At 72.2% G+C, this 22649-nt stretch carries 26 protein-coding genes; 10 read left to right on the plus strand and 16 right to left on the minus strand.

Annotated elements, in window-relative coordinates; genetic code table 11:
- Positions 1-19: 19 nt before the first annotated feature.
- Entirely contained in the window at positions 20-532 is a 513-nt protein-coding gene (locus ACWC24_RS10035; protein ID WP_450662345.1) for a DinB family protein, read from the plus strand.
- A 112-nt stretch (positions 533-644) separates the two neighbouring features.
- Positions 645-1112, plus strand: coding sequence for a hypothetical protein (locus ACWC24_RS10040; protein WP_450662346.1), 468 nt, complete (start codon positions 645-647; stop codon positions 1110-1112).
- A gap of 118 nt (positions 1113-1230) precedes the next feature.
- Here ACWC24_RS10040 and ACWC24_RS10045 read toward each other — a convergent pair whose 3' ends face one another.
- The 7 genes from ACWC24_RS10045 to ACWC24_RS10075 form a co-directional block, all read right to left on the minus strand.
- Positions 1231-1752 carry a hypothetical protein gene (locus tag ACWC24_RS10045; RefSeq protein ID WP_450662347.1) on the minus strand — a complete coding sequence of 174 codons (522 nt, stop codon included), beginning with the start codon at positions 1750-1752 and terminating at the stop codon, positions 1231-1233.
- 125 nt (positions 1753-1877) lie between these two features.
- Complete coding sequence (locus ACWC24_RS10050; RefSeq protein WP_450662348.1) at positions 1878-2561, minus strand: uracil-DNA glycosylase; 684 nt, start codon at positions 2559-2561, stop codon at positions 1878-1880.
- An 81-nt stretch (positions 2562-2642) separates the two neighbouring features.
- Positions 2643-4220 (minus strand): ABC transporter substrate-binding protein, encoded by a 1578-nt coding sequence (locus tag ACWC24_RS10055; RefSeq protein WP_450662349.1) that lies wholly within the window; start codon positions 4218-4220, stop codon positions 2643-2645.
- A gap of 227 nt (positions 4221-4447) precedes the next feature.
- Complete coding sequence (locus ACWC24_RS10060; protein WP_450662350.1) at positions 4448-5200, minus strand: SDR family oxidoreductase; 753 nt, start codon at positions 5198-5200, stop codon at positions 4448-4450.
- Between the two features lie 12 nt (positions 5201-5212).
- A complete protein-coding gene (fabG, locus tag ACWC24_RS10065; RefSeq protein ID WP_392618385.1) occupies positions 5213-5974 on the minus strand; it encodes a 3-oxoacyl-ACP reductase FabG in 762 nt (253 codons plus the stop codon).
- A 136-nt stretch (positions 5975-6110) separates the two neighbouring features.
- Positions 6111-6494 (minus strand): DUF3037 domain-containing protein, encoded by a 384-nt coding sequence (locus tag ACWC24_RS10070; RefSeq protein ID WP_450662351.1) that lies wholly within the window; start codon positions 6492-6494, stop codon positions 6111-6113.
- Positions 6491-7246, minus strand: a complete 756-nt coding sequence (locus ACWC24_RS10075; protein WP_450662352.1) for a HipA family kinase — start codon at positions 7244-7246, stop codon at positions 6491-6493. Before ACWC24_RS10075 ends, ACWC24_RS10070 begins: the two co-directional genes overlap by 4 nt.
- Before the next feature lie 187 nt (positions 7247-7433).
- Between ACWC24_RS10075 and ACWC24_RS10080 the strand changes: the two genes are divergently transcribed.
- Positions 7434-7868 (plus strand): Rieske 2Fe-2S domain-containing protein, encoded by a 435-nt coding sequence (locus ACWC24_RS10080; protein ID WP_450662353.1) that lies wholly within the window; start codon positions 7434-7436, stop codon positions 7866-7868.
- Positions 7869-7874: 6 nt separating this feature from the next.
- On the opposite strand, the gene ACWC24_RS10085 is transcribed toward ACWC24_RS10080, so the two are convergent.
- On the minus strand, positions 7875-8525 hold the full coding sequence (locus ACWC24_RS10085) for a cysteine hydrolase (RefSeq protein WP_450662354.1): 651 nt from the start codon (positions 8523-8525) through the stop codon (positions 7875-7877).
- A gap of 165 nt (positions 8526-8690) precedes the next feature.
- Between ACWC24_RS10085 and ACWC24_RS10090 the strand changes: the two genes are divergently transcribed.
- Positions 8691-9158, plus strand: coding sequence for a pyridoxamine 5'-phosphate oxidase family protein (locus tag ACWC24_RS10090; protein WP_450662355.1), 468 nt, complete (start codon positions 8691-8693; stop codon positions 9156-9158).
- Positions 9159-9203: 45 nt separating this feature from the next.
- On the opposite strand, the gene ACWC24_RS10095 is transcribed toward ACWC24_RS10090, so the two are convergent.
- Positions 9204-10106, minus strand: coding sequence for a LysR family transcriptional regulator (locus tag ACWC24_RS10095; RefSeq protein WP_450662356.1), 903 nt, complete (start codon positions 10104-10106; stop codon positions 9204-9206).
- 74 nt (positions 10107-10180) lie between these two features.
- Between ACWC24_RS10095 and ACWC24_RS10100 the strand changes: the two genes are divergently transcribed.
- Positions 10181-11128, plus strand: coding sequence for a DMT family transporter (locus ACWC24_RS10100; RefSeq protein WP_450662357.1), 948 nt, complete (start codon positions 10181-10183; stop codon positions 11126-11128).
- Positions 11129-11249: 121 nt separating this feature from the next.
- On the opposite strand, the gene ACWC24_RS10105 is transcribed toward ACWC24_RS10100, so the two are convergent.
- On the minus strand, positions 11250-12581 hold the full coding sequence (locus ACWC24_RS10105) for an aminotransferase class I/II-fold pyridoxal phosphate-dependent enzyme (RefSeq protein ID WP_450662358.1): 1332 nt from the start codon (positions 12579-12581) through the stop codon (positions 11250-11252).
- Positions 12582-12616: 35 nt separating this feature from the next.
- Between ACWC24_RS10105 and ACWC24_RS10110 the strand changes: the two genes are divergently transcribed.
- A complete protein-coding gene (locus ACWC24_RS10110; protein WP_450662396.1) occupies positions 12617-13300 on the plus strand; it encodes a pyridoxamine 5'-phosphate oxidase family protein in 684 nt (227 codons plus the stop codon).
- Positions 13300-13932 (plus strand): FMN-binding negative transcriptional regulator, encoded by a 633-nt coding sequence (locus tag ACWC24_RS10115; protein ID WP_450662359.1) that lies wholly within the window; start codon positions 13300-13302, stop codon positions 13930-13932. The genes ACWC24_RS10110 and ACWC24_RS10115 overlap by 1 nt, the downstream gene beginning before the upstream one ends.
- Before the next feature lie 106 nt (positions 13933-14038).
- Here the strand turns inward: ACWC24_RS10115 and ACWC24_RS10120 are convergent, their stop codons facing one another.
- From ACWC24_RS10120 to ACWC24_RS10130, 3 genes are all read right to left on the minus strand, one after another.
- The gene (locus tag ACWC24_RS10120; protein WP_450662360.1) at positions 14039-14989 is read right to left on the minus strand and encodes a DMT family transporter; all 951 of its coding nucleotides are present in this window, start codon (positions 14987-14989) and stop codon (positions 14039-14041) included.
- A 190-nt stretch (positions 14990-15179) separates the two neighbouring features.
- Positions 15180-16184: an EamA family transporter gene (locus tag ACWC24_RS10125; protein WP_450662397.1), complete on the minus strand. Its 1005-nt coding sequence runs from the start codon at positions 16182-16184 to the stop codon at positions 15180-15182.
- 108 nt (positions 16185-16292) lie between these two features.
- Positions 16293-16940 carry a Clp protease N-terminal domain-containing protein gene (locus ACWC24_RS10130; RefSeq protein WP_450662361.1) on the minus strand — a complete coding sequence of 216 codons (648 nt, stop codon included), beginning with the start codon at positions 16938-16940 and terminating at the stop codon, positions 16293-16295.
- A 264-nt stretch (positions 16941-17204) separates the two neighbouring features.
- On the opposite strand from ACWC24_RS10130, the gene ACWC24_RS10135 reads away from it, so the two are divergent.
- Positions 17205-17633 (plus strand): type II toxin-antitoxin system Rv0910 family toxin, encoded by a 429-nt coding sequence (locus ACWC24_RS10135; RefSeq protein WP_450662362.1) that lies wholly within the window; start codon positions 17205-17207, stop codon positions 17631-17633.
- Positions 17634-17720: 87 nt separating this feature from the next.
- On the opposite strand, the gene ACWC24_RS10140 is transcribed toward ACWC24_RS10135, so the two are convergent.
- Positions 17721-18353, minus strand: coding sequence for a PadR family transcriptional regulator (locus ACWC24_RS10140; RefSeq protein WP_450662363.1), 633 nt, complete (start codon positions 18351-18353; stop codon positions 17721-17723).
- Between the two features lie 196 nt (positions 18354-18549).
- Here ACWC24_RS10140 and ACWC24_RS10145 point away from each other — a divergent pair, with 196 nt between their 5' ends.
- Positions 18550-19059 carry a DUF2199 domain-containing protein gene (locus tag ACWC24_RS10145; protein WP_450662364.1) on the plus strand — a complete coding sequence of 170 codons (510 nt, stop codon included), beginning with the start codon at positions 18550-18552 and terminating at the stop codon, positions 19057-19059.
- A 109-nt stretch (positions 19060-19168) separates the two neighbouring features.
- Positions 19169-19981, plus strand: a complete 813-nt coding sequence (locus tag ACWC24_RS10150; RefSeq protein ID WP_450662365.1) for a PhzF family phenazine biosynthesis protein — start codon at positions 19169-19171, stop codon at positions 19979-19981.
- Positions 19982-20005: 24 nt separating this feature from the next.
- Here the strand turns inward: ACWC24_RS10150 and ACWC24_RS10155 are convergent, their stop codons facing one another.
- Positions 20006-20806, minus strand: a complete 801-nt coding sequence (locus ACWC24_RS10155; RefSeq protein WP_450662366.1) for a CPBP family intramembrane glutamic endopeptidase — start codon at positions 20804-20806, stop codon at positions 20006-20008.
- A gap of 304 nt (positions 20807-21110) precedes the next feature.
- Positions 21111-22628, minus strand: a complete 1518-nt coding sequence (locus ACWC24_RS10160; RefSeq protein ID WP_450662367.1) for a glutamate-cysteine ligase family protein — start codon at positions 22626-22628, stop codon at positions 21111-21113.
- Positions 22629-22649 lie beyond the last annotated feature (21 nt).

Raw genomic sequence — 22649 nt, forward strand, 5'->3', positions numbered from 1 at the left:
GTCGGGTGAGCATGAGGGCATGACGACCGAGCGCAGGGAACCGGACCAGGACGCCGACGAACGCACCATGCTGGAGGGCTGGCTGGACTACCACCGGCAGACGCTCGCCGTGAAGTGCGAGGGCCTGACCGACGAGCAGCTCAGGACCGCCGCCGTGCCCCCGTCCGAGCTGTCCCTGATGGGTCTCGTGCGGCACATGGCCGAGGTGGAACGGAACTGGTTCCGCAGGGTGCTGACGGGCGACGACCCCGGGCCGATCTATTACAGCAAGGAGGATCCGGACGGCGAGTTCCATCTCACCGAGGCGGACACCTGGCAGGACGCCCACGACGGCTGGCAGGCGGAGATCGGGATCGCCCGGCGCAACGCGGCCGGCCTCGGCCTCGACGAGCTCTCCGCGGGGCGCAGCAGGCACAACGACGAGCCGTTCAGCCTGCGCTGGATCTACACGCACATGATCGAGGAGTACGCGCGTCACAACGGTCACGCCGATCTGATCCGTGAGCGCGTCGACGGCGTCACGGGCGACTGACGTCAGCCCGGGCGGGCCCGGAACCCTCGTAGGGGGTGCGGGATCACCCGTGTGGGGCAACCTCCGCTCGTCCGCCGTGCCTCACGGGGTCCGAGCCATCAGAGTTGCGCGGGTGCATCGAACGACGACCCTCGCGACGCTTCTGGCCACCGTGGCCGTGTCGGCCCTCACCGGCTGTGTGACGGTCCAGCGTCCGCCCGCGGCCGACCCTCCGGCGGCGGCGCCCGCGTCCTCACCCGTGCCCCGGGCGGAGGTCGACCCGCAGTCCCAGGTGGTGCAGGCACCGGACCGGGAGGCTCTGGAGCTCGTAGGGCCGCGGCAAGGGTCGCAGCCGCCGACGCCGGCACCGCGGCAGGCGGCTCCGCGAGGGCACGCGGCGGCCGGGCGGGCGCAGCCGGACACCGTGCCCCGGCCGCCGCGCCCGCGCTCCCGTGGGCCTCACCGGCCGCGGACCGAGATCCCGGAGATGTCCGGGACGGTGCGCGGCAACCCGGACCTGTGCGCCCTCGGCAGGACGTACGGGGGCTGGCGCGCGGACAGCCCGGAGTCGGCGATCTGCGAGCAGGCGTACGGGCGTTGAGGCGACAGCCCGTACGCCCTGATCGCGGCGACGGCCCCCGAGCACGGTGCGGCCCCCGATCGCGGCGAAGCCCCCGGGGCGGTCGCCCGCCCCGGGCAGGCGACGGCTCCCCGGCCCCTCAGGGGCGCTGCCGCGGCGGGCCCCAGATCCCCCCGCCGGAGCCGTCTCCTTCCTCCAGCGTCAGTTCCAGCCGGCTGATCGCCGCCCGGATCCCGTCGCCGTAGGTGTCGTCGCCCAGGGCCCCGGCGGCCCCGCGGGCCCGGCGGACATGGCTGCGGGCGGCCTCGCGGCGGCCGAGCTTCGCATAGTCCGTCGCGAGGTTCAGGTGCAGCGAGGGGTACAGCGCCCGTACGGCGACCAGTTGGTCGGGCTCCGCGCGTCGCTCGTCCGTGAGTTCCTCTGCGGCGGTCAACGCCCTCAGGTCCCAGGCGAGTTCGTCGTCGGGGTCGTCCTGGGTGTCGGCGAGGTAGTGCGCCAGGGTGCAGCGGTGCAGCGGCTCGCCGTGTTCGCCGAGCTCCGTCCACAGCTCCAGCAGCCGGCGGCGGGCCTCCTCGCGATCGCCCGCGTGATGCAGCATCACGAGCTGCCCGATCCGCGTCAGCACGGCATCGGATGCCGTCTGCCCCTGTCGCTCCGCCACCGCGTCCTCCGCGTGCTCGTCGGCGTCCTCGCCGGACCCTGCCGACCGACGCTAACGGCAGGGACCGGGGATCCGGAGCAGGCGGCACCGGGCCGGCCGATGAAAGGGACCGGCCCGGCAGCGGGTCAGCCCAGGTTCGGCACGGTCCAGTCGATGGGCTCGTGTCCCTGCGCCGCCACGGCCTCGTTGATCTGCGTGAACGGACGGGAGCCGAAGAACTTCTTGGCCGACAGGGGCGAGGGGTGAGCGCCCTTGACCACCACGTGCCGGCTCTCGTCGATCAGCGGCAGCTTCTTCTGCGCGTAGTTGCCCCACAGGACGAAGACCGCCGGGTCGGGCCGGTCGGCCACCGCGCGGATCACCGCGTCCGTGAACTTCTCCCAGCCCTTGCCCTTGTGCGAGTTCGCCTCGCCGGAGCGGACGGTGAGCACCGCGTTGAGCAGCAGCACGCCCTGCTGGGCCCACGGCATCAGATAGCCGTTGTCCGGGACGGGCGTGCCCAGTTCCTCGTGCATCTCCTTGTAGATGTTGCGCAGGGACGGCGGGACCTTCACCCCGGGGCGGACCGAGAAGCACAGGCCGTGGCCCTGGCCCTCGCCGTGGTACGGGTCCTGGCCGAGGATCAGGACCTTGACCCGCTCGTACGGTGTGGCGTCGAGCGCGGCGAACACCTCCTCGCGCGGAGGGTAGACGGGCCCCTTCGCCCGCTCGTCCTCGACGAACTCCGTCAGCTCCTTGAAGTAGGGCTGCTGGAGTTCGTCGCCCAGGACGCCGCGCCAGGACTCGGGCAGCATGGCGGTGTCGGTCACGTCGATGTCCTTATGTCGTACGGTCGCTTGCAGACTTCAGAACCTACAGGCGACCACTGACAACCGGCCCGGCGAACGGCTCTACCAACTGGTCTTGCGGGACAGCTCCCACATCATCATGATCGTCGAGGGGTCCAGCGCGCGCTCCCCGCCCGAGATGTCCACGCTCTCGGCCACGTACTGCCTGCCCTGCCACAGCGGCAGCAGTCGCGCGTCGTCGACGAGGACCTGCTGGGCGTCCTCGAAGTCCTTGATCACGGCGCCGCGGTCGCTCTGCTTTCGGGAGTGGGCCAGCGCATCGGCGATCTTCGGCTCCGGGTAGGGCGTGCCGAGGGCGTTCTGCTTGCCCACGAAGGGCGCGATGAAGTTGTCCGCGTCGGGGAAGTCCGGGAACCAGCCGCGCCCGAACACCGGGTACTCGCCGTTCTGGTAGCCCTCGACGTAGGTCTTCCAGGGCCGGCTCTTGAGCGTCACGGTGAACAGGCCCGTGGTCTCCAACTGGCGCTTGAGCTCGCGGAACTGAAGGGCCGTCTCGGAGCCGTAGCGGTCGGTGGTGTACCAGAGGGTGAGCGGAACGGGCGTGGTGATGCCCGCGCCGGTCAGCATCGCCCGGGCCTTGGCGGTGTTCGGGTCGCCGAAGTCGTCGAAGAAGCCCGTGGTGTGCCCGGTCAGACCCTTGGGGACCATGGAGTACAGCGGGTCCACGGTGTCCTTGTAGATCTTGTGGGCGATCGCCGACCGGTCGACGACCTGGGCGACGGCCTTGCGCACGGCCGGCTTGCCGGCCCACTTGTCCTTGGGGTTGAACACCAGGTAGCTGATGTCGGTGCCGGCGCCCTCGACGAGCTGGATGTCGCGCTCGTCGTCCTTGCGTTCCAGGCCGATGATGTCGCCGGCGGCGAGACCCCGGTAGGTCACGTCGATGTCGTGGTCGCGCAGGGCCTTGACCATGGTGGCCGAGTCCTGGAAGTAGCGGATCGTCACCGCGTCGTTCTTGATGTCGGCGAAACCCTTGTAGTTCCCGTTCTTGACGAGGGAGGCCTTGCTGCCCTCGTCGTAGGACTGGAGCCGGTAGGGCCCCGACCCGTAGACCTTGCCGTCCTTGCGGAGGGAGTCGGCCGGGTAGTCGTCGGGGTCGACGATGGACATGGCCGGGGTGGCGAGGACGAACGGGAAGGTCGCGTCGGCCTGGTTGAGGTGGAAGACGATCTCACGGTCGCCCAGCACCTGCACCCGGTCCAGACTGCCCAGCAGCCCGGCCGGACCGCTGGCCGCGTTGATCTTCCTGATCCGGTCGATGGAGTACTTGACCGCGGCGGCGTCGAGCGCGTCACCGTCGGAGAACTTCATGTCCGCACGCAGTTTGCACCGGTACTTGGTGTTGGTGTCGTCGGTGAAGTCGCAGCTCTGGGCGGCGTCCGGCTGCGGCGTCGTCGCGCCGTTCGGATACGCCAGCAGCGTCTGGTAGATGTTCCGGAACAGCTCCCAGGAGCCGTCCCAGGAGGCGGCGGGGTCCAGTGTGCTGGGGGCGCTGGTCGTCCCCACCACGATCGGGCCCTTCCCCGCGGAGTCGCTTGCCGAGAGGTAGCTGCATCCAGTCACCAGGGATATGGATGCGATCGCCGCAACCTGGCGCAGGCTTCGCTTCCGGTTGAACACGCGCACGCTCCTCGATCTGGCATACCAAGGGTCGGCAGACCATACCGCAGAGTGACGGGAGTTGAACCAGCTTCTTGCGGGGCCCGAGATCAACCCGTGTTCAACGGAGTCGGCAAACGCCTGCAGGTCTCCTGTACGACGAAACGGGCGCCGTTTCCGTCAAGTCCCGTATGGATCCGGCAGGATCCGCGGGGGAGGAAACAGCGCCCGTTCCGGATGCGCGCAGGTCAGCCGACGCCGGCGTTGAGGAAGATGCCGCCGTCGACCACGAGGGTCTGGCCGGTGATCCAGTCGGACTGGGTCGAGGTCAGGAACGCGGCGGTGCCACCGATGTCCGAGGGCACGCCGAGCCGGCCGAGCGGGTAGGACGCGGCGGCCTCCGCCTCCCGGCCCTCGTACAGGGCCTGGGCGAACTTGGTCTTCACGACGGCCGGGGCGATGGCGTTGACCCGGACCCTCGGCGCGTACTCGTGCGCGAGCTGCTGGGTCAGGTTGATCATCGCGGCCTTGCTGACGCCGTAGGCGCCGATGAAGGGCGAGGCCGAAAGGCCCGCGACGGAGGCGATGTTGACGATCGCGCCGCCGTTGTCCTTCTGCCAGGCGTGCCAGGTGCGCTGCGCGAAGCCGAGCGCCGAGATCACGTTGGTCTCGAACACCTTGCGCGCGACATCGAGGTCGAGGTCGGCGATCGGTCCGAACACCGGGTTCGTACCGGCGTTGTTGACCAGGAAGTCGACGCGGCCGAAGGCCTCCATGGTGCGCTCGACGGCGGCCGCCTGGTGCTCCACGTCGTGGGCCTTGCCCGCCACGCCGATGACCCGGTCGGCGCCGAGCGCGTCGACGGCCTCCTTCAGGGCCTCCTCGTTGCGGCCGGTGATGCAGACCCGGTCGCCGCGGGCGACCAGCGCCTCGGCGACGCCGTAGCCGATGCCGCGGCTCGCGCCCGTGACCAGGGCGACCTTGCCGGAGAGTTCAGTCATGTTCGCCGATCCTTAGTCGAGCGGCCCGCCGGCCACGTACAGCACCTGGCCGGAGACGAAGCCGGCCGCCTCGTTCGTGAAGAAGGCGATGGCGTTGGCGATGTCCTCGGGCTCGCCGACGCGCTGCACCGGGATCTGGGTGGCGGCGGCGGCCTTGAAGTCGTCGAAGCCCATGCCGACGCGGTCCGCGGTGGCCTTGGTCATCTCGGTGGCGATGAAGCCGGGCGCGACGGCGTTGGCGGTGATGCCGAACTTGCCGAGCTCGATGGCCAGGGTCTTGGTGAAGCCCTGGAGACCGGCCTTGGCGGCGGAGTAGTTGGCCTGGCCGCGGTTGCCGAGGGCGGAGGACGAGGAGAGGTTGACGACCCGGCCGAAGCCCGCGTCCACCATGTGCTTCTGGACCGCCTTGGTCATCAGGAACGAGCCGCGCAGGTGCACGTTCAGGACGGTGTCCCAGTCCGCGGCGGACATCTTGAACAGCAGGTTGTCCCGGAGCACACCGGCGTTGTTGACCAGGATGGTCGGGGCGCCGAGCTCCTCCACGACCCGCGCGATCGCGGCCTCGACCTGCGCCTCGTCGGAGACGTCCGCGCCGATCGCCACGGCCCTGCCGCCCGCCGCGGTGATCTTCTCGACGGTGTCCTTGCAGGCGGCCTCGTCGAGGTCGATCACGGCGACGGCGCGGCCCTCGGCGGCCAGCCGTACGGCGGTGGCGGCGCCGATGCCGCGCGCCGCGCCGGTGACTACGGCGACCCGCTGCTCAGTGGTGGACATTGCTGGTTCTCCTCGCGCTTGAGTGCGGCTCCCACGGTACGCCCCTGAGGTGAGCGACCGCTTAGTACCTTCAGCAGACGTGACGCTAGAAGCCCTGGCACGCGGTGTCAACGGCACACCGCGGGCATGTGATCCATTACCTGACGAGCAGCTCCAGCAACCGCTCGGCCTCGGCCGCGGGATCACCGGTCAGACCGGTGTGCACGGGGCCCGGCTGGACGACCGTGGAACGCGGCGCGATCAGCCAGCGGAAGCGCCGGCCGGCGTCGTCGCCCGCGGCCTGCCCGGCCGCGGTGCCCCCGGCGCACACGCCCTCGACCGCGCGCAGCGCCGCCCGTACGGCGTCGACGTCCGCGGCCGGGTCCAGCGCCAGCAGCCTGTGCTCGTCGAGATGCGTACGCACGCCTACGTAGGACGCGGCCCGGCAGTAGACGAGGACTCCGGCGTTGATGCACTCGCCGCGCTCCACGCGGGGCACCACCCGCAGCACCGCGTACTCGAAGACGTTCCGCCCGCTCACTGTGCCCCCTGGATGCGCTCGTGGATGGCGCCCGCGCGCGCGAGCAGCGGCCGCGCGTAGGCCCGCCGGAGTTCGTCCGGCGTGTCGAAGCCCGGCTCGTCGGTCAGCCACACGTCCGGGATCGCGGCGGTGACCTCGGCGAGCAGCTCCTCGGTGACCAGGGGCGCCAGCTCGGCGGCGGCCGCGGCGACATCCGGCCCGAACGGCCTGAGCGCGTGGTCGCCGATGTCGTAGGGGCGGGCCGCGGAGGCTTCGGCTCCGCGCCAGTTGTGGTGCCAGATCATGGTGGCGCCGTGGTCGATGAGCCACAGCTCGCCCCGCCACATCAGCAGGTTGGGATTGCGCCAGGACCGGTCGACGTTGTTGACGAGCGCGTCGAACCAGACGATCCGCCCGGCCTCCTCGGGACTCACCCGGAACGCGAGCGGGTCGAAGCCGAGGGCGCCGGAGAGGAAGTCCATGCCGAGGTTGGTCCCGCCGCTGGACTTGAGCAGCTCCTGCACCTCCTGGTCCGGTTCGCCGAGTCCGAGCACCGGGTCCAGTTCGAGCGTCACCAGGCCGGGGACGCGCAGGCCGAGCCGGCGGGCGAGTTCCGCGCACACGACCTCGGCGACGAGCGTCTTGCGGCCCTGTCCCGCGCCGGTGAACTTCATGACGTACGTCCCGAGGTCGTCGGCCTCGACGAGCCCCGGCAGCGAGCCGCCCTCACGCAGCGGCGTGATGTAGCGGGTCGCGATGACTTCCTTGAGCATCGCCCCAGGTTACTGGGGTGTCAGGGCGACCCACGCCGACCGCTCCCGGCGGCCGCCCGTCGCGGCGTCCTCCCGGCATCTCGTCCGGCGCATCCGGACGAGAGCGGGTCCGCCCGGATGAACGGCGCGTGCGCCCCGGCCGTACTGAAGTGCAGATCAGGTGAGATCCAGGGAAGGGAACGTCAGCATGACCAGCGAATCGCTTCAGCCCGTCACCGGCCCCAGCCGCCGCACCGTCGTGGCGACCGTCGGAGCGGCCGGGATCGCCGTCGCGCTGACCGCGTGCGGGTCGCAGGACTCGGGCGACAAGGACGCCTCGGGCGCCGGCTCCGCGGGCACGGTCATCGGGAAGACCTCGGACATCCCGGAGGGCGGCGGCAAGATCTTCACGGAGCCGGGCGTGGTGGTGACGCAGCCGACGGCGGGCACGTTCAAGGCCTTCTCCACGAAGTGCACGCACAAGGGGTGTCCGGTGACCAGCGTCGCGAACGGCGTGATCGTCTGCCCGTGCCACCACAGCGAGTTCTCCATCGAGGACGGCAGCGTCAAGCGGGTCCCGGCGACGCAGCCGCTGCCCGCCGTGGAGATCACCGTGTCCGGCGACGAGATCAAGCTGGCCTGAGCACGGTCACCCGTGTGCGGCCCGCCGGGGCCGCAGCAGGACGCCGAGCATTTCGTCGGTGGTCACCAACGTCGCCACCAGGGCCAGCGTGTGACGGATCATCATGGGCGTGTAGTCGGCCGGCACGCCCGCGACGGCGTCCGTCGGCACGACCGCCGTGTAGCCGCGGTTGACCGCGTCGAAGACGGCGTTGGGGATCGCCACGTTGGCGGAGACACCGGTGACGACCAGGGTGCGGCAGCCGAGATTGCGCAGCAGCGGGTCGACATCGGTGCCCTGGAGGGGCGACAGACCGTGCAGCCGCCGTACGACGAGGTCGTCCGCGGCGACCTCGATCGGCGGCGCCACCCGCACCGCGGTGGTACCGGTCAACTGCTGGACGGGCAGGCGTTCTGCGGCGCGGAAGAGGCGGGCGTTACGGTTGGCGCCGCGGCCGTCCGGACGGCGTTCGGCGACGGCGTGGATCACCTGGATCCCGCTTTCGTGCGCGGCGGCGACCAGCCGGGCGACGTTGGCGAGGGCTCCGGAGGAGCGGGCCTCGCGGGCGAGTTCGGGCAGCGCGCTGTCGGGACCCACGACGCCCTGCTGGCACTCCACGGTGAGCAGCACCGTGCTCACCGGGTCGAGGAGGTGGACGAGCTGTTCCGGCGACGGCATGGCACGTCCTCGCTCTTCCTCGGCACGGACCGGCGGGGCGTGACACTAGCCACCATTGCGCGACGACGGAAGACGTTCCATTCTTTTCTGACGTGATGTCAGAGGATCTCCCCGCTCGGGGACCACGGCCCTCTGGCACGACGTGGGACAAGAAGAGGGGGCCGCATGACCGCCACTCAGCGCCGGGGTCGCAAGATCATGATGACACCGGGGGAACTGGACGAGTTCCTCACGACCCAGCGCACCTGCCGGGTCGCCACCGTGTCGGCCGACGGCGCGCCGCACGTCAGCACACTGTGGTTCGCCTGGGACGGCACCTCGATGTGGCTGTACTCGGTGGTGCGCAGCAAGCGCTGGATCCATCTGCGTCACGATCCCCGGGTGGCGATCGTGGTCGACACGGGCGAGGCGTACGACGAACTGCGCGGCGTCGAGCTTTCGGGGACCGTGGACTTCGTGGGCGAGAGTCCGCGCACCGGGGAGCTGCGCGCGGAACTCGACGTTCCCGAGACGCTGTTCGCCCGCAAGAACTTCGGTCTGGAGGAGATGCCGCACGACGGCCGACACGCGTGGGTGCGGCTGATCCCCGAGAAGATCGTGTCCTGGGACTTCCGCAAACTCGGTGGCGCGTAGGCACGTTCGGCCGGTGTGTTCGGCCGATGCGTTCGATCGGCTTGCTCAGCCGACCTGTTCCGCGGCCGCTCGCAGCGCCCGTACCGCCGCGCGGATCGACGGGCGGCGGTCGGCGTCCGTGCGCCAGACGGCGTAGACGTGACGGCTCACCGGCTGGGCGAGCGGGACGGTGACGACCCCGGGCGGCATCGGGCTGCGGCCGAGCAGGGGCGCGACGCACACGCCCAGTCCGGCCGCGACCAGGACGAGTTGGGTGTGCGTCTCGCCGGCCCGGTGGCCGACGATCGGTTCGATGCCCTGCGAGCGCAGGGTGTACATCAGCCACTCGTGGCAGAACTCGCCCTCGCCCCAGGTGATCCACTCGTCCTCGGCGAACTCCGCGAGATCCACCGCGTCGCGTCCGGCGAGCGGATGGCCGGCCGGCAGGGCGACGTCCGCGGGGTCGTCGAGGATGGGTGCCTTCGTCAGCCCCTCGGGCAGCGGGATCGACTTGTTGTACCAGTCGAGCACCACCGCGAGGTCGAGGTCGCCGCGCATCACGGCGGTGACCCCGGCCTCCGGTTCCAGCTCGCACGAGCGGATCCGCAGCGCCGGGTGCTCGGCGCGCAGGGCGGAGAGCGCGGTGGGGAACAGTCCCCGGGCGGCGGTCGGGAAGGCCGACAGCCCGAGTTCGCCGACGACCTGTCCGCGCTGCGCCTCCAGGTCGGACTGGGCGAGCTGCACCTGCGACAGGATGCGGGCCGCGTGGTCGGCGAGCAGCCGGCCCGCGTCCGTCAGCCGTACGCCCCGGCCGTGCCGGGCCAGCAGCCGCTGCCCGACCTCCCGCTCCAGCTTGGCCAGCTGCTGCGAGACGGCGGACGTGGTGATGTGCAGCCCCTCGGCCGCCCCGCTGACCGAGCCGTGCCGGGCGAGGGCGTCGAGCGTGCGCAGCCGCTCCAGGTTCAACATGTAAGCGATACTACGAGATAACGCTTGCGAATTCTCGATTGTGCTACGACGTCTGCTCCCCCATCGTTGCCTGCATGAGCACCGTCAGCACCGTCGCCGCCACCCACGAGCCCCTTCCGGCCACCCCCGCCGGCCACCGCCCGCGCCGGGTCCGGGACTGGCGGCTGCGCTTCGCGGCCCTGTCCCTGATCTGGGGCTTCAGCTTCCTGCTGATCAAAGTGGGTACCGACGGGTACGCACCCTTCCAGGTCACCCTCGGCCGACTGGTGTTCGGCACCGCGGTGCTCGCGGCGGCCATGGCCGTCAAGGGCGAACGGCTCCCGCGCGGCCGGCGGACCTGGGCGCATCTGGCGGTCGCCGCCTTCCTCCTCAACGCGCTGCCCTTCTCCCTCTTCGCCTACGCGGAGCTGACGATCCCGTCCACGCTGGCGGGCATCTGCAACGCCACCTCACCCCTGTGGGGCATGGCCCTGTCCCTGGTCGCGCTCTCCGAGGACCGGCCGACCCGGCTCCGGGTCGCCGGGCTCGGCCTGGGCTTCCTGGGCGTGCTGACCGTGCTCGGCGCCTGGCAGGGATTCCACGGCCTGGACGCCAGGGGCACCGCGCTGGCGCTGCTGGCCTCGCTCTGCTACCCGGTCGGCTGGATCCACGTCCGTCGCACGCTGACCGGCTCCGGCGTCTCCCACCTGTCCCTGACCGGGGCCCAGCTCCTGCTGGCCACCGTGCAACTGGCCGTCGTCACACCGCTGTTCACCACCCTGCCGACCCACTTCGCGCTGCTGCCCCTGCTGGCGATCGCCGCCCTGGGCGCGTTCGGCACCGGGTTCGCGGTCCTCGTCCAGCACGGCCTGGTGGCCGAGGTCGGTCCGACCACCGCCCAGATGGTCACGTACTTCATCCCGGTCATCGCCACGGCCGCGGGTGTCGCGATCCTCGGCGAGCCGCTGGCCTGGACCACCCCGGTCGGCGCGGTCGTCGTCCTGGCGGGCGCGGCGCTGAGCCAGGTCCGCGGCAGGTCGTAGGACGGGAGGCGCGGGGGCTGGTCGGTTTCTGGGCGGGCGTCCGGCGCCCCGGGTGTCACCCCGGGGCCTGCGTGTCGGCGACTGCAGCGGGCGTTCGGACCGTTCGGACCGTTCGGACCGTTCAGACATGGTGGCGGGCCGGAGCCGGGCCGACCGCCGCGGCGACCGCGTCCGCGAGCGGACCGGTCTCGTGCGCGGCCAGGGTCGAGACGGTGATCCGGATGCCGGGGGGCGCGCCCAGCCGGAACCGGGCGCCGGGCGCGACCGCCCAGCCGGCGTGCAGCAGCCGGGCGACCGCGCCGGTCTCGTCCGGAACCGGGATCCAGACGTTCATGCCGCTGCGCCCATGAGCCTCGATCCCCCGGTCGGCGAGCGCGCCGATCAGCGCGTCCCGCCGTCGCCCGTACGCCGCCGCGACCGCGGGCGCGTCCACCGCGCCGTCGGTCCACAGCCGCAGCACGGCCCGCTGGACGAGCCGGCTGACCCAGCCGGGACCGAGCCGCTGGCGTCCGCTGACCCGGTCGAGGGTGACGGTGTCCCCGGTGAGTACCGCGAGCCTGAGGTCGGGGCCGTAGGCCTTGGCTACCGAGCGGACGAAGGCCCAGTTGCGGGTGGTGCCGGCGAGCGGGTGCAGGGGAAGGTCGACGATGCGGTGCCCGTGGTCGTCCTCGATCAGGAGGGTGTCGGGGTGCTCGCGCAGCACGGCCCGCAGGGCGCGCGCCCGAATGGCGTTCACCGCGGCACCGGTGGGGTTCTGCGCCCGGTCCGTGACGATCAGGGCGCGCGCCCCGGCCTCCAGGGCCCGGCGCACGGCGTCCGGGACCGGCCCCTCGTCGTCGACGGCGACGGCAGCCGTGCGCAGGCCGAGGGCCGGCACCAGGTCGAGCAGGCTGCCCCAGCCCGGGTCCTCGACGGCGACCGTGTCGCCGGGCTTGAGGTGCGCGACGAGCACCCGCTCCACCGCGTCCAGCGAGCCGGAGGCGACGGCGACCGGACCGCCCGGCACGCCGTCGGCGTCGAGGTCGGCCCGCGCGATACGCACCAGCCCGGGCTCCACGGGATCGGCGCCGTACAGGACCGGTTCCCGGTCGCCCTGCGCGGCGGCCGCGCCGAACGCCGGGGCGAGCGCCGGCAGCAGCGCCGGGTCCGGGTTGCCGTCGGCCAGGTCGCGCACGCCCTCCGGGACCTCCACCCGGATCTGCTCCCGGCCGGTGGTGGCCGGTTTGGCCCGCACCCGGCTGCCCCGCCGCCCCGCGGTCTCGATGACCCCGCGCTCGCGCAGGGTGCGGTAGGCGGCCGCGACGGTGTTCGGGTTCACCCCGAGCGCCTCCGCCAACTCCCTCATGGGTGGCAGCAGTTGCCCGGGGTGCAGCGAGCCGTCGCTCACCGCGCGCTCGACGCTCGCCGAAATCTCCGCCGCACGCCGACCCTGGATCGGATATTCTCCTAGCACAAAGCCAATTATGCACTAGTGCAATGGAGAGCGCCATGCAGGGGACCCGGCAGACACCGTCGCAGCCCGCCGCCTACCAGCCGACCGACCGCACGGTCCCCACCCGCTCCCCGGACCGGGCCTCGTACGACCCGGAGGTCGTGCACGCGATACTCGACGAGGGCTACGTCTGCCACCTCGGCTTCGTCCGCGACGGCGCGCCGGTGGTGCTGCCCACTCTCTACGCGCGGGTCGGCGAGCGGCTGTACGTGCACGGTTCCACGGGCTCGCGTCCGCTGCGGATGACGGGACAGGCCGACCCGGGGCTGCCGGTGTGCCTGACGGTCACCCATGTCGACGCGCTGATCCTGGCCCGCTCGGCGTTCCACCACTCGATCAACTACCGCTCGGTGGTGGTGCACGGCACCGCCCACGACGTGACCGACCCCGAGGAGAAGCGGCTTGCCCTGGACGCCCTCGTCGATCAGGTCGTGACGGGCCGCGCGGCCGACTCCCGGCCCGCGAACAAGAAGGAGCTGGCCGCCACCGCCGTGATCCGCCTGGACCTCGACGAGGTCTCCGCCAAGCTGCGCACCGGCGGGGTGAACGACGAGCCCGAGGACCTCGGCCTCCCGCACTGGGCCGGTGTGGTGCCGCTGCGCAAGGGCTACGACGCTCCGCTCGCCGACCCCGCCCTGGCCCCCGGCACCGCGGTCCCCGACTACCTCGCGGGGCTGTGATGCTGGTCCACCCGTGGGACGCGCCGCGCGACGACGCCGAGTGGCAGGGCTGGCTGGCGACCCACGACTTCGGCCAGCTCGCGGTGAACGGCCTGCCCGGCGAGCCCCCGCACGTCCAGCCCCTGCACTTCGCCTACGACCCCGGCCGCGGCGAGGCCGTCACCCACCTGGCCCGTCCCAACCCGCTGTGGGAGGCGCTGGAGACGGACCCCCAGGTGGTGCTGAGCGTCGTCGACGACTACGTCTTCGTTCCCGGCCCCTGGCAGGCGGCGGCGGACGGCCCCGCCGAGCACGGCACGCCGACGAGCTTCTACGCGGCCGTCCAGCTCCGCTGCACGGCCCACGTCGTGGACGATCCGGCCGACAAGGCCGAACTGCTGAACCGGCAGCTGGGCCACTTCCAGCCCGAGGGCGGCTCCGCACCGGCGGCGGTCGGCACGGAACCGTACGGCCGTCTGCTGTCCGGTATCCGGGGGATCCGGCTGGAGGTGACGGGCGTGCGCGCGAAGTTCAAGTACGCGGGCAAGCACACCGGCGCGGTCCGGGAGCGGATCGCGACCCGGCTCGCGGACCGCGACGGTCCCGGCGACGCGGCGGCCCTGACACACCTGCTGCGCAGAGGCGCGGACTGACACCCCGGGGGCCGGTCGGCGGGCGACCGCTCGCCGGCAGGACCCGCGTCCGACGCCGGTTTGCGCGCCCCTCGGGCCGTGGCCGTGTACGCCGGTCGCGCGCCCCTCAGGCCGTGGCCGGTGCGGGGGCGCCGCGGGCCTCCGCCAGGGCCAGCCCGGTGACCGAGCCCAGCATCAGCAGGGTGCCGACGACGGTCGCGGGGGTGAGGCGTTCGCCGAGCAGGGAGACGGCGAGGACCGCCGCGCCGACCGGCTCCAGGAGCATGATCACGGACACCGTCGCGGAGCGCACGACGGCCGCGCCCGCGAAGTACAGGGCGTACGCGAGGGCCGTGGGGACGGCCGCGATGTACACCACCAGCCACAGGGTCCGCAACGGTTCGGCGGTGTGCGGGACCAGCCCCTGGGCCAGCGCGAACGGCAGCAGGCACAGGCTGGTGACCACGAACGCGCCCACCGACGTACCGGCCGCGTCCGCTCCGCCGTCGCGGCCCCACCAGCGGGTGAACAGGGTCATCGCGCTGTATCCGGCGGCCGAGACCAGCGCGAGGAGCACACCCGCCGGGCGCACGGTCGTGTCCCCGCCCCAGGCCACGAGCACGGCGAGCCCGGTGAGCGCCCCCGCGACGGCGGCGAGCCCGGCGCGGCCGAGCCGCTCCCCCATGGTCAGCCGCGCGCCGAGCGCGATGAGGACCGGTCCGGCGCCGAGGGTGACGACCGTGGCGACGGCGAGACCGGTCGCGGAGACGGCCGCGAAGTACGTGGTCTGGAAGACCGCGAGCCCCAGCCCGGTGGCCCCGGCGCGCAGCGCCTTCTGCCGCAGGGGCAGGGCCGCGGCCACGGCGGTGCGGGCGGGCCGCCGCGGGCGCAGCCGACGGGCGGCGAGCAGCAGGACGAGCCCGACGGCGCAGCGCCAGAAGGACAGGGACACGGCGCCCAGGTCACTGGAGCGGTAGACCAGTGAGGCGGCCGCGCCGGCCGTGCCCCAGGCGAAACCGGCGACGATCAGATAGAGCAGGCCTCGCCCGACGGGCAGGCCGGAGACAGCTGTGGACATGCGTTCTCTCCGCAGACGCGCAGCGACCGTGCGCGGAAGTTCGGGAATGGACCCCGACTCGGGGGTCCGGGGACTTCGGCTGCGGGCAGCACCGTTCGGCCCGACGGCAGGCCGGGGCGGATCGACGGAGGGCCCGTCTCAGGCGGCCGGAGGCGAAAGAACGCGTGCGTCCGAAGGCTTGGTCCGCACGTCACGCCACCGGTTCGGGGACGGACGCTTCCCGTTCGGGCAGGCTTCCCGCCACCGGCTCCGCGGCTGCCTTGGCGGGCGTCGACGACTGCGCGATGAACGCGCCGACCAGCACCAGCGCGCCACCCACAAGCTGCGGGGCGGACAGGTGCTCGCCGAGCAGCACCCAGGCCAGGACGGTCGCGACGACGGCTTCCAGACAGGCCACGACACCGGCGACCTGCGGGGAGAGCCGGCGCACGGACAGGACACCGGTGATGTACGCGACCACCGTGGCGACGAGCACGATCCAGGCCAGCAGCACCCAGGCCGCGACCGGGGTGCCGTCCATCCGCGCGGTGTGCGTGAGAACGGACCAGTCCATGGTCCAGGGCCGGGCCACCACGGTCAGCACGGCGGCGCCGCCGAGGAGGCCGTAGGCGATCACGCCGAGCGGGTCGGGGGCGTCGTCCGCGGAGTCGCTGCCCTGGTCGGCCAGGACGAAGTAACCGACCTGGCAGCAGGCGGCGCCGAGCGCGAGCAGCAGTCCGAGCGCGTCGAAGCTCAGCCCCGACCACACCTCGACGACACAGGCCAGGCCGCCGGCCGCGAGGACCACCCCGACCGCCGCGGCGCGGGTCACCGGCCGCCGCTGCACGAACCGCACCCAGCCGAGCACCAGGGCGGGCGCGAGGTACTCGACCAACAGCGCGACCCCGACGGGTATCCGGGAGAGCGCGGCGAAGTAGCAGGCCTGGACACCGGCCACGGCGAGCAGCCCGAACCCGGCGAGCAGCGCGGGGCGGCGGCGCACGAGCGCACGGTGGCGCACCGCGAGCGGCACCATCACCAGGGCCGCTCCGGCGACCCTGAGCCACACCACGTGAAGCGGGTCGAGACCTGCCTCGATCAGCGGCTTGGCCGCGACTCCGGAGCCGCCGAAGGCCAGCGCCGAGGCGACGGCGAGCCCCAGCCCGGCGCCCTTGCCGTGACCGGTCGGACTGCTGTCTGTCATATGCACCGGCACATGATTGCAGGCAATGACATGAGCGTCACCCTCCATGACACCTGTCTCACCGGCTGGACGCGCCCACGGCCCGTGCGCCCACGGCCCGCGCCTATGGAGCACCCGCCGTCACCGGTCCTCCTCGACACCTCCGCGACTCGCCGCACTTCCGTGGTTCGCCGCACTTCCGTGGCTCTCCGGGCCGCCGTGGCTCTCCGGGCCGCCGTGGCTCTCCGGGCCGCCGTCGATGCGGGCGGTGATCTCGCGCGGGTCGAGCCCGGCACGGACCAGCACCTCGACGGCCCGGGCCCGAGGGTCGACGAGGATCGCCGCGAGGAGGTCGACGCAGCGGGGCGGCTCGCCGCCGCGCGTCCTGGCACGCGCCCAGGCGTGCTCCACGGCACCGGCGGCCAGCGGCGAGAGCCCTTCGACCGCCACCCGCGGCCTCACCGGCCGGGGCGGGGCGGAGTCCTCGGCCCCCTCCTGCCAGCGCAGGCCGTATCCGATGCTGCGCTGGACGAGATAGCCGAGCAGCCGGGCGAGCCGCGGCCCCTCGCCGAAGACGGCGCGCGCCTCGGGGTCGCACTCCAGCACCGAGTGCAGCAGATGGGCGGTGTCGATGTGACGGTCCCCGCCCCGCAGCGCCCTGCGCCGGGCACCGGCGACCACCGCCGCGAGCTCGGCACCGAGCCCGGCCTCGCCACCGGCGCGGATGTCCCGGTCGCCGACGCGGACGACCTGGTCGCCGGGGGACTGCCGGGGAATTCGGGGTTGCACAGGTCCCAGCTCATCAGCCCCGGCGGGTCCGGGCATCCCCGGCGCGAAGCATTTCGGCGTCCCACGCAGAGTGGACGAAGCGGGCCGAAATCTCCTCCTCAGGGATGAGATCACGCCGTTCGCCCCACGACGACGCGCGCCGCCTCGCCTCGCGCCCTTGACGGAGCCCGCCCGCACACTTCCTGACGGCTCATCAGTATTGAATGTTCGGGGCCCTGGGGCTACGTTCCGCGACACCACAGCCCGACACGAAGAGGTGGTCGCATGGCCGAAGTCAGCGCGGAGGCACGTATCCAGGCCTCCGCGGAGAAGGTGTGGGCGCGGCTCACGGACTGGTCCGCCTACGGCGAGTGGAACGCGACCCACACGAGCTTCCCCGAGGGCGGCCCCGAGACGCTCGAAGTGGGCGCCACGTTCCAGGAGAACATGAAGCTCATGGGCTTCCCGGCGGAGGTCGAGTGGACCGTCGAGGAACTGGAACCGGCCCGGGTCCTCGCCATCCGCGGCAAGGGACCGATGGCGGTGACCGTCGCCACCCGCTACACGCTCACGCCCGACGGCGACGCCACCACCCTGCGCATGGACGGCGAGTTCACGGGTGCCGCCGTCTCGCTGATGGCGGGCAAGCTCAAGGACTCGGCGACGGCGGCGCTCGACGAGTCGTTGCGCAAGCTGACCGGGCTGGTGACCTGAGGACACGCGTGCACGGGCGCCCGGCGGAGCGGTCCGCCGGGCGCCCGGGTCGTCGTTCTGTCACCAGTCCTGCCGCCCGCCTCGCCGTCAGTGCTCGTCGGCGAGGATCAGATACAGCTTCTTGCGGGCCTCGTTGATCACCGTCAGCGCCTTCTCGCGCTGCTCCTTGCTGCCGGTCTTCCAGACCTGCCCGAAGGCTTCCATCAGACCGAAGCCGGCTTGGCGGATCTCGCTGAGAGCCTCCCAGTCGACTCCGCGCGAAGCCTCTTCCCAGGGCGCGTCGGCACCCTCCTCCGCGGCCTCGCGGCCCTGCTCGGTGAGCGCGAACAGCTTCTTGCCGCCCTCGGTCTCACTGACGATCAGGCCTTCGTCCTCCAGCAGTTGGAGGGTGGGGTACACCGAGCCGGGACTGGGCTTCCACGCCCCGCCGCTGCGCTCGGCGATCTCCTGGATCATCTCGTAGCCGTGCATGGGCCGGTCCTTGAGCAGCGCCAGGATGGATGCCCGTACGTCACCTCGCCGGGCCCTCCCCCTGGGCCCGCCGCGCCCCCGCCCGCCCCAGGGCCCGCCGCCCGGACCGAAGCCGGGGCCGCCGGGACCGAAGCCCGGCCCACCGGGGCCGAACGGCCCGAAAGCCGCGCGCCGCCCCTCGAAACCGCCCCGGCCGCGCCAGGAGGGGTCGTCCTGTCGATGTCCACGCTCGAATCCGTAGGAACGCATCGCCATCACTCCATTCAGTCTTTGATCTGTCGCGATGCCTCAACGATATATCGGAAGACTGTCGCCGACAAGCCCCCTTTCGCGATGGGACTGCTGCCGCACCATGGAACTACCGCTTCCCCTGGGACTGTTGCTGTGTTCTGGGACTGTTGTGCACTGCGGGACTGCTGGTGTGCCGCGGCGCTAGGCTCCCGCCATGTCCATCACCACCGGATTCACGTGCTCCTGCTGCGACGAGCACCACGCCGAATCCCCCCTGAGCTACTCGGCCACGGCGCCCGACGTCTGGGGCCCCGCCTTCGAGACCGATCCCGACTCCCTGCTGACGTCCGACCGGTGCGTGATCCGGGGGTCGCACTTCTTCGTCAAGGGCCTGATCGAGATACCGGTGATCGGCAGCGAAGACGTCTTCAGCTGGGGGGTCTGGGTCTCGCTGAGCAGGGAGAACTTCACCCGCGCCGTGGAGCTGTGGAACACTCCGGGCCGCGAGAGCGAGCAGCCCTACTTCGGCTGGCTCAGCACCGATCTCTCGTTCTACCCCGAGAGCACCACCGACCTGAAGACCAACGCCCACACACGGCCGGTCGGCGAGCACCACGTCATCGAACTGGAGCCCACCGACCACCCGCTCGCCGTCGAACAGCGCAACGGGATCACCCGGGACCGGGTGCGCGAGATCGCCACGGCCGTGCTGCATCCGGCCTGAGCCACCGCGGTGCGCGGCGTCACCCCGCCCCGCACCGCCCGCCCGCATCGGTCCAGTCGGTACGGATTGGCCTTGGCCGCGGCAACACGCGGCCAACTACCTTCGTGACATGCGTATTCGTATCGTCGACGCCTTCACCGACCGCCCCTTCGCCGGCAACCCGGCCGGCGTGCTCCTCCTCGATTCCTTCCCCGACGACGGGCGCCTCCAGAACGTGGCGCTGGAGGTCAACCACGCGGAGACGGCCTTCGCCCACCCGCTGCCGCCGGGCGGCGAGGCGGACTGGGCGCTGCGCTGGTTCACCCCGCTCACCGAGGTCGACATGTGCGGCCACGCCACCCTGGCCACGGCCCACGTCCTGCACACCACGGGCGCCCACACCGGCCCGGTACGGTTCGCCACCCGCAGCGGTGTCCTCGTCGCCACGCCCGCCGAGGACGGTTCGTTCACCCTGGACTTCCCGACCGCGCCGCTCACCCCGGTCGCCCTGCCGGACGGCGTCGCGCAGGCGCTCGGCGCCGAACCGCTCACCGCCTTCGACACCGGCCCGCACATCGGCGACCTGCTGGTCGAACTCCCCGACGAGAAGACCGTGCACGCCCTGCGGCCGGACCACAAGGCGCTCGGCGCCCACTCCCGCCGCGGCATCATCGCCACCGCCCGCGCCGAGAACCCCGCCCTGGGCTACGACTACGTCTCCCGCTGCTTCTTCCCGAACGTCGGCATCGACGAGGACCCCGTCACCGGCAGCGCCCACACCGCGCTGGCGCCGTACTGGTCCGAGCGCCTCGGCCGGGCGGCGCTCACCGGCCTCCAGGCCTCGCCCCGCACGGGTCGGGTCCGTACCGAGGTACGCGGCGGGCGCACCCTGCTCGGCGGTCGCGCGGTCACCGTCATCGAGGGCGAGCTGCTCGCCTGGTGAGTCCGGCGGGGCCGGGGTGGCCGCTCAGGCCGTCGGCAGCCACCCCACCTTGCCCGCCAGCAGGGCGTAACCGACGAACGCGCCGATGTCGAGCAGGGAGTGCGCCACCACCAGCGGGCCCACCCGGCCCCAGCGGCGGTAGAGCCAGACGAACACCACGCCCATCACCATGTTGCCGATGAATCCGCCGATGCCCTGGTAGAGGTGGTACGAGCCGCGCAGTACGGCGCTGGCCACCAGCGCGCTGCCCGGCGTCCAGCCCAACTGCCCCAGCCGGCGCAGCAGATAGCCGACGACGATGACCTCTTCCAGGATCGCGTTCTGCATCGCCGAGAGGATCAGTACCGGGAACTTCCACCACACGTCGGGCAGCGCCTCCGGCACCACCGTGAGGTTGAAGCCGAGGCCGCGCGCGGCCAGGTAGAAGGCGATCCCGGCGCTGCCGATCACCGCCGCGACGCCCGCGCCACGGCCCAGGTCGGGCCAGGGCCGGGTGCGGTCGAAGCCGAGAGTGCGCAGGTGCTCGCCCTCCCGGAGCAGGAAGTGGGCGACCAGGGCCACCGGCACCAGGGCCGTGGCGATCCCGAAGAGCTGCCAGGCGAGGTCCAGCCAGGGCCGGCCCGGCGCGGCCGAGGCGTTGAGGGTGGCCGCCTGGTCCTTCAGTCCCCCCGGTTTGGTGACCGAGCCGACGAAGCTGATCAGTGCCGCCAGCGCGCTCGCGCCCAGCGACAGCGCCAGCACGAGCAGCGTCTCGTCCCGGAGCGTCCGCCGCGAGGGCCGCTCCGCCGGATATGCGTCGGCCACCGAGCCTGCCTCCACGTGCACACCTGCCTCCTGTCGACGGTCGTCACAGCTTGCCCGATCGACCCGGAGCGGTCGCGGCCGACCCCCCGCGCGGACGCCCGCCGCGCCGATCGGTACGGGGTCCGGCCCACGCGTACGGGGCTCGGCGCATGCATGCAGAGCTCGGCGCATGCGTACGGGGTCCGGCCCATGCGTACGGGGCTCGGCGCATACGTACGGAGCTCGGCGCACGCGTGCAGAGCTCGGCGCACGCGTACGGGCCCGGACCACGCGTACGCGGCCCGGGCCCGAAGGCGGATGACGGAGGGCGGAGTCGGCCGGCCCGTCAGCCCAGCGGCACCGGCTCCGGCAGTCCCACCGGCCAGCTGTGCACCGGTTCGCCGAGCAGGGTCAGCTCGCGGTACCGCCGGGTGGTCGCGGCGAGCGCGGCGTCCCGGGACAGCCCCGTCTCCAGGGCCCGGTGGAAGGTGGCGGCCTGCCAGGACGCGCCGTTGGTCCGCCGTCGGCAACGCTCCTCGATCACGCCCAGGTAGAGATCGCGGTCGGCGGGATCGACACCCCACGCGTCGAGGCCGGCCTCGGCCAGCGGCAGCAGTTCGTCGCGCACGAGGCCGACGGCGTCCACCTGCGTCGTACCGCCCAACCGCCCGCGCCGCGGCCATTCGAGGCGGGCGTCGATGCCGTACCGGCACGCGGCGTCGAAGTTGGCGGCGGCCGCCTCGAACGGCAGCCGGGTCCACACCGGCCGCGAGTCCTCGGCCAGCGCGCGCACGACGCCGTAGTAGAAGGCCGCGTTGGCCAGGACGTCCGTGACGGTGGGGCCGGCCGGCAGCACCCGGTTCTCCACCCGCAGATGGGGGAAGCCGTCGGCGATGCCGTAGACCGGACGGTTCCAGCGGTACACCGTGCCGTTGTGCAGGACGAGTTCGCCCAGCTGCGGGATGCCGCCCGCGTCCAGGACGTCGAGCGGGTCCTCGTCGGAGCAGATGGGCAGCAGCGACGGGAAGTAGCGCAGGTTCTCCTCGAACAGGTCGAACGCCGAGGAGATCCACCGCTCGCCGAACCAGGTCCGCGGCCGCACCCCCTGCGCCTGCAACTCGGGCGGACGGGTGTCGGTGGACTGCTGGAACAGCGGGGGCCTCGACTCGCGCCACAGCTCACGGCCGAACAGGAAGGGCGAGTTGGCGCCGACGGCGATCTGTGCGGCGGCGACCGCCTGCGCGGCGTTCCACACGTCGGCGAACCGGCCCGGGGTGACCTGGAGATGCAGCTGCACGGAGGTGCAGGCGGCCTCGGGGACGATCGACTTGGATGTGCAGGTCAGTCGCTCGACCCCCTCGATGTCGAGCGCGAAATCCTCGCCCCGGGCGGCCACGATCTGATCGTTGAGCAGGGTGTAACGGTCGACGGCGGACAGGTTGGAGGACACCAGGTCGTCCCGGTCGAGGGTCGGCAGAATACCGATCATCACGATTCCGGCGTCGAGTTCGCCCGCTTTCCGATCGGCATATGCCAGAGACGTACGAAGTTCCTCCGCGAGCCGGTCGAATACCCGCCCGCCCAGCCGGTGTGGGGCAATGTTGACTTCCAGATTGAACATGGCGAGTTCTGTTTGGAAATCGCGGCTCGCGATCCGTTCGAGCACCTGCCCATTGAGCATTCTCGGCATGCCGTCGGCCCCGAGGAGATTCAGCTCGATCTCCAGCCCCATGAGGTTCTTCGGGCGATCGAACCGCTTCTCCGCCAGAAGCCGCTCCAGCCCCGCCAGACACCGCCGGAGCTTGTCACGGTAGCGCTGGCGATCGGACAGATCGAACCGACCTGCCACGACCTTCTCCCCCATGGAAGCGTCCCTCCTCGTCGG

The organism is Streptomyces sp. NPDC001443, assembly GCF_053597355.1.

Bases quoted from the DNA above. Each gene is read 5' to 3' on its own strand.
- ACWC24_RS10095 (WP_450662356.1), bottom strand. From the start codon at position 10,106: ATGTTGAACCTGGAGCGGCTGCGCACGCTCGACGCCCTCGCCCGGCAC.
- ACWC24_RS10145 (WP_450662364.1), top strand. From the start codon at position 18,550: ATGTCCATCACCACCGGATTCACGTGCTCCTGCTGCGACGAGCACCAC.
- ACWC24_RS10135 (WP_450662362.1), top strand. From the start codon at position 17,205: ATGGCCGAAGTCAGCGCGGAGGCACGTATCCAGGCCTCCGCGGAGAAG.
- ACWC24_RS10035 (WP_450662345.1), top strand. From the start codon at position 20: ATGACGACCGAGCGCAGGGAACCGGACCAGGACGCCGACGAACGCACC.
- ACWC24_RS10120 (WP_450662360.1), bottom strand. From the start codon at position 14,989: ATGTCCACAGCTGTCTCCGGCCTGCCCGTCGGGCGAGGCCTGCTCTAT.
- fabG (WP_392618385.1), bottom strand. From the start codon at position 5,974: ATGTCCACCACTGAGCAGCGGGTCGCCGTAGTCACCGGCGCGGCGCGC.
- ACWC24_RS10115 (WP_450662359.1), top strand. From the start codon at position 13,300: ATGCTGGTCCACCCGTGGGACGCGCCGCGCGACGACGCCGAGTGGCAG.
- ACWC24_RS10085 (WP_450662354.1), bottom strand. From the start codon at position 8,525: ATGCCGTCGCCGGAACAGCTCGTCCACCTCCTCGACCCGGTGAGCACG.
- ACWC24_RS10150 (WP_450662365.1), top strand. From the start codon at position 19,169: ATGCGTATTCGTATCGTCGACGCCTTCACCGACCGCCCCTTCGCCGGC.
- ACWC24_RS10160 (WP_450662367.1), bottom strand. From the start codon at position 22,628: ATGGGGGAGAAGGTCGTGGCAGGTCGGTTCGATCTGTCCGATCGCCAG.
- ACWC24_RS10060 (WP_450662350.1), bottom strand. From the start codon at position 5,200: ATGACTGAACTCTCCGGCAAGGTCGCCCTGGTCACGGGCGCGAGCCGC.
- ACWC24_RS10080 (WP_450662353.1), top strand. From the start codon at position 7,434: ATGACCAGCGAATCGCTTCAGCCCGTCACCGGCCCCAGCCGCCGCACC.
- ACWC24_RS10090 (WP_450662355.1), top strand. From the start codon at position 8,691: ATGACCGCCACTCAGCGCCGGGGTCGCAAGATCATGATGACACCGGGG.
- ACWC24_RS10075 (WP_450662352.1), bottom strand. From the start codon at position 7,246: ATGCTCAAGGAAGTCATCGCGACCCGCTACATCACGCCGCTGCGTGAG.
- ACWC24_RS10140 (WP_450662363.1), bottom strand. From the start codon at position 18,353: ATGCGTTCCTACGGATTCGAGCGTGGACATCGACAGGACGACCCCTCC.
- ACWC24_RS10100 (WP_450662357.1), top strand. From the start codon at position 10,181: ATGAGCACCGTCAGCACCGTCGCCGCCACCCACGAGCCCCTTCCGGCC.
- ACWC24_RS10110 (WP_450662396.1), top strand. From the start codon at position 12,617: ATGCAGGGGACCCGGCAGACACCGTCGCAGCCCGCCGCCTACCAGCCG.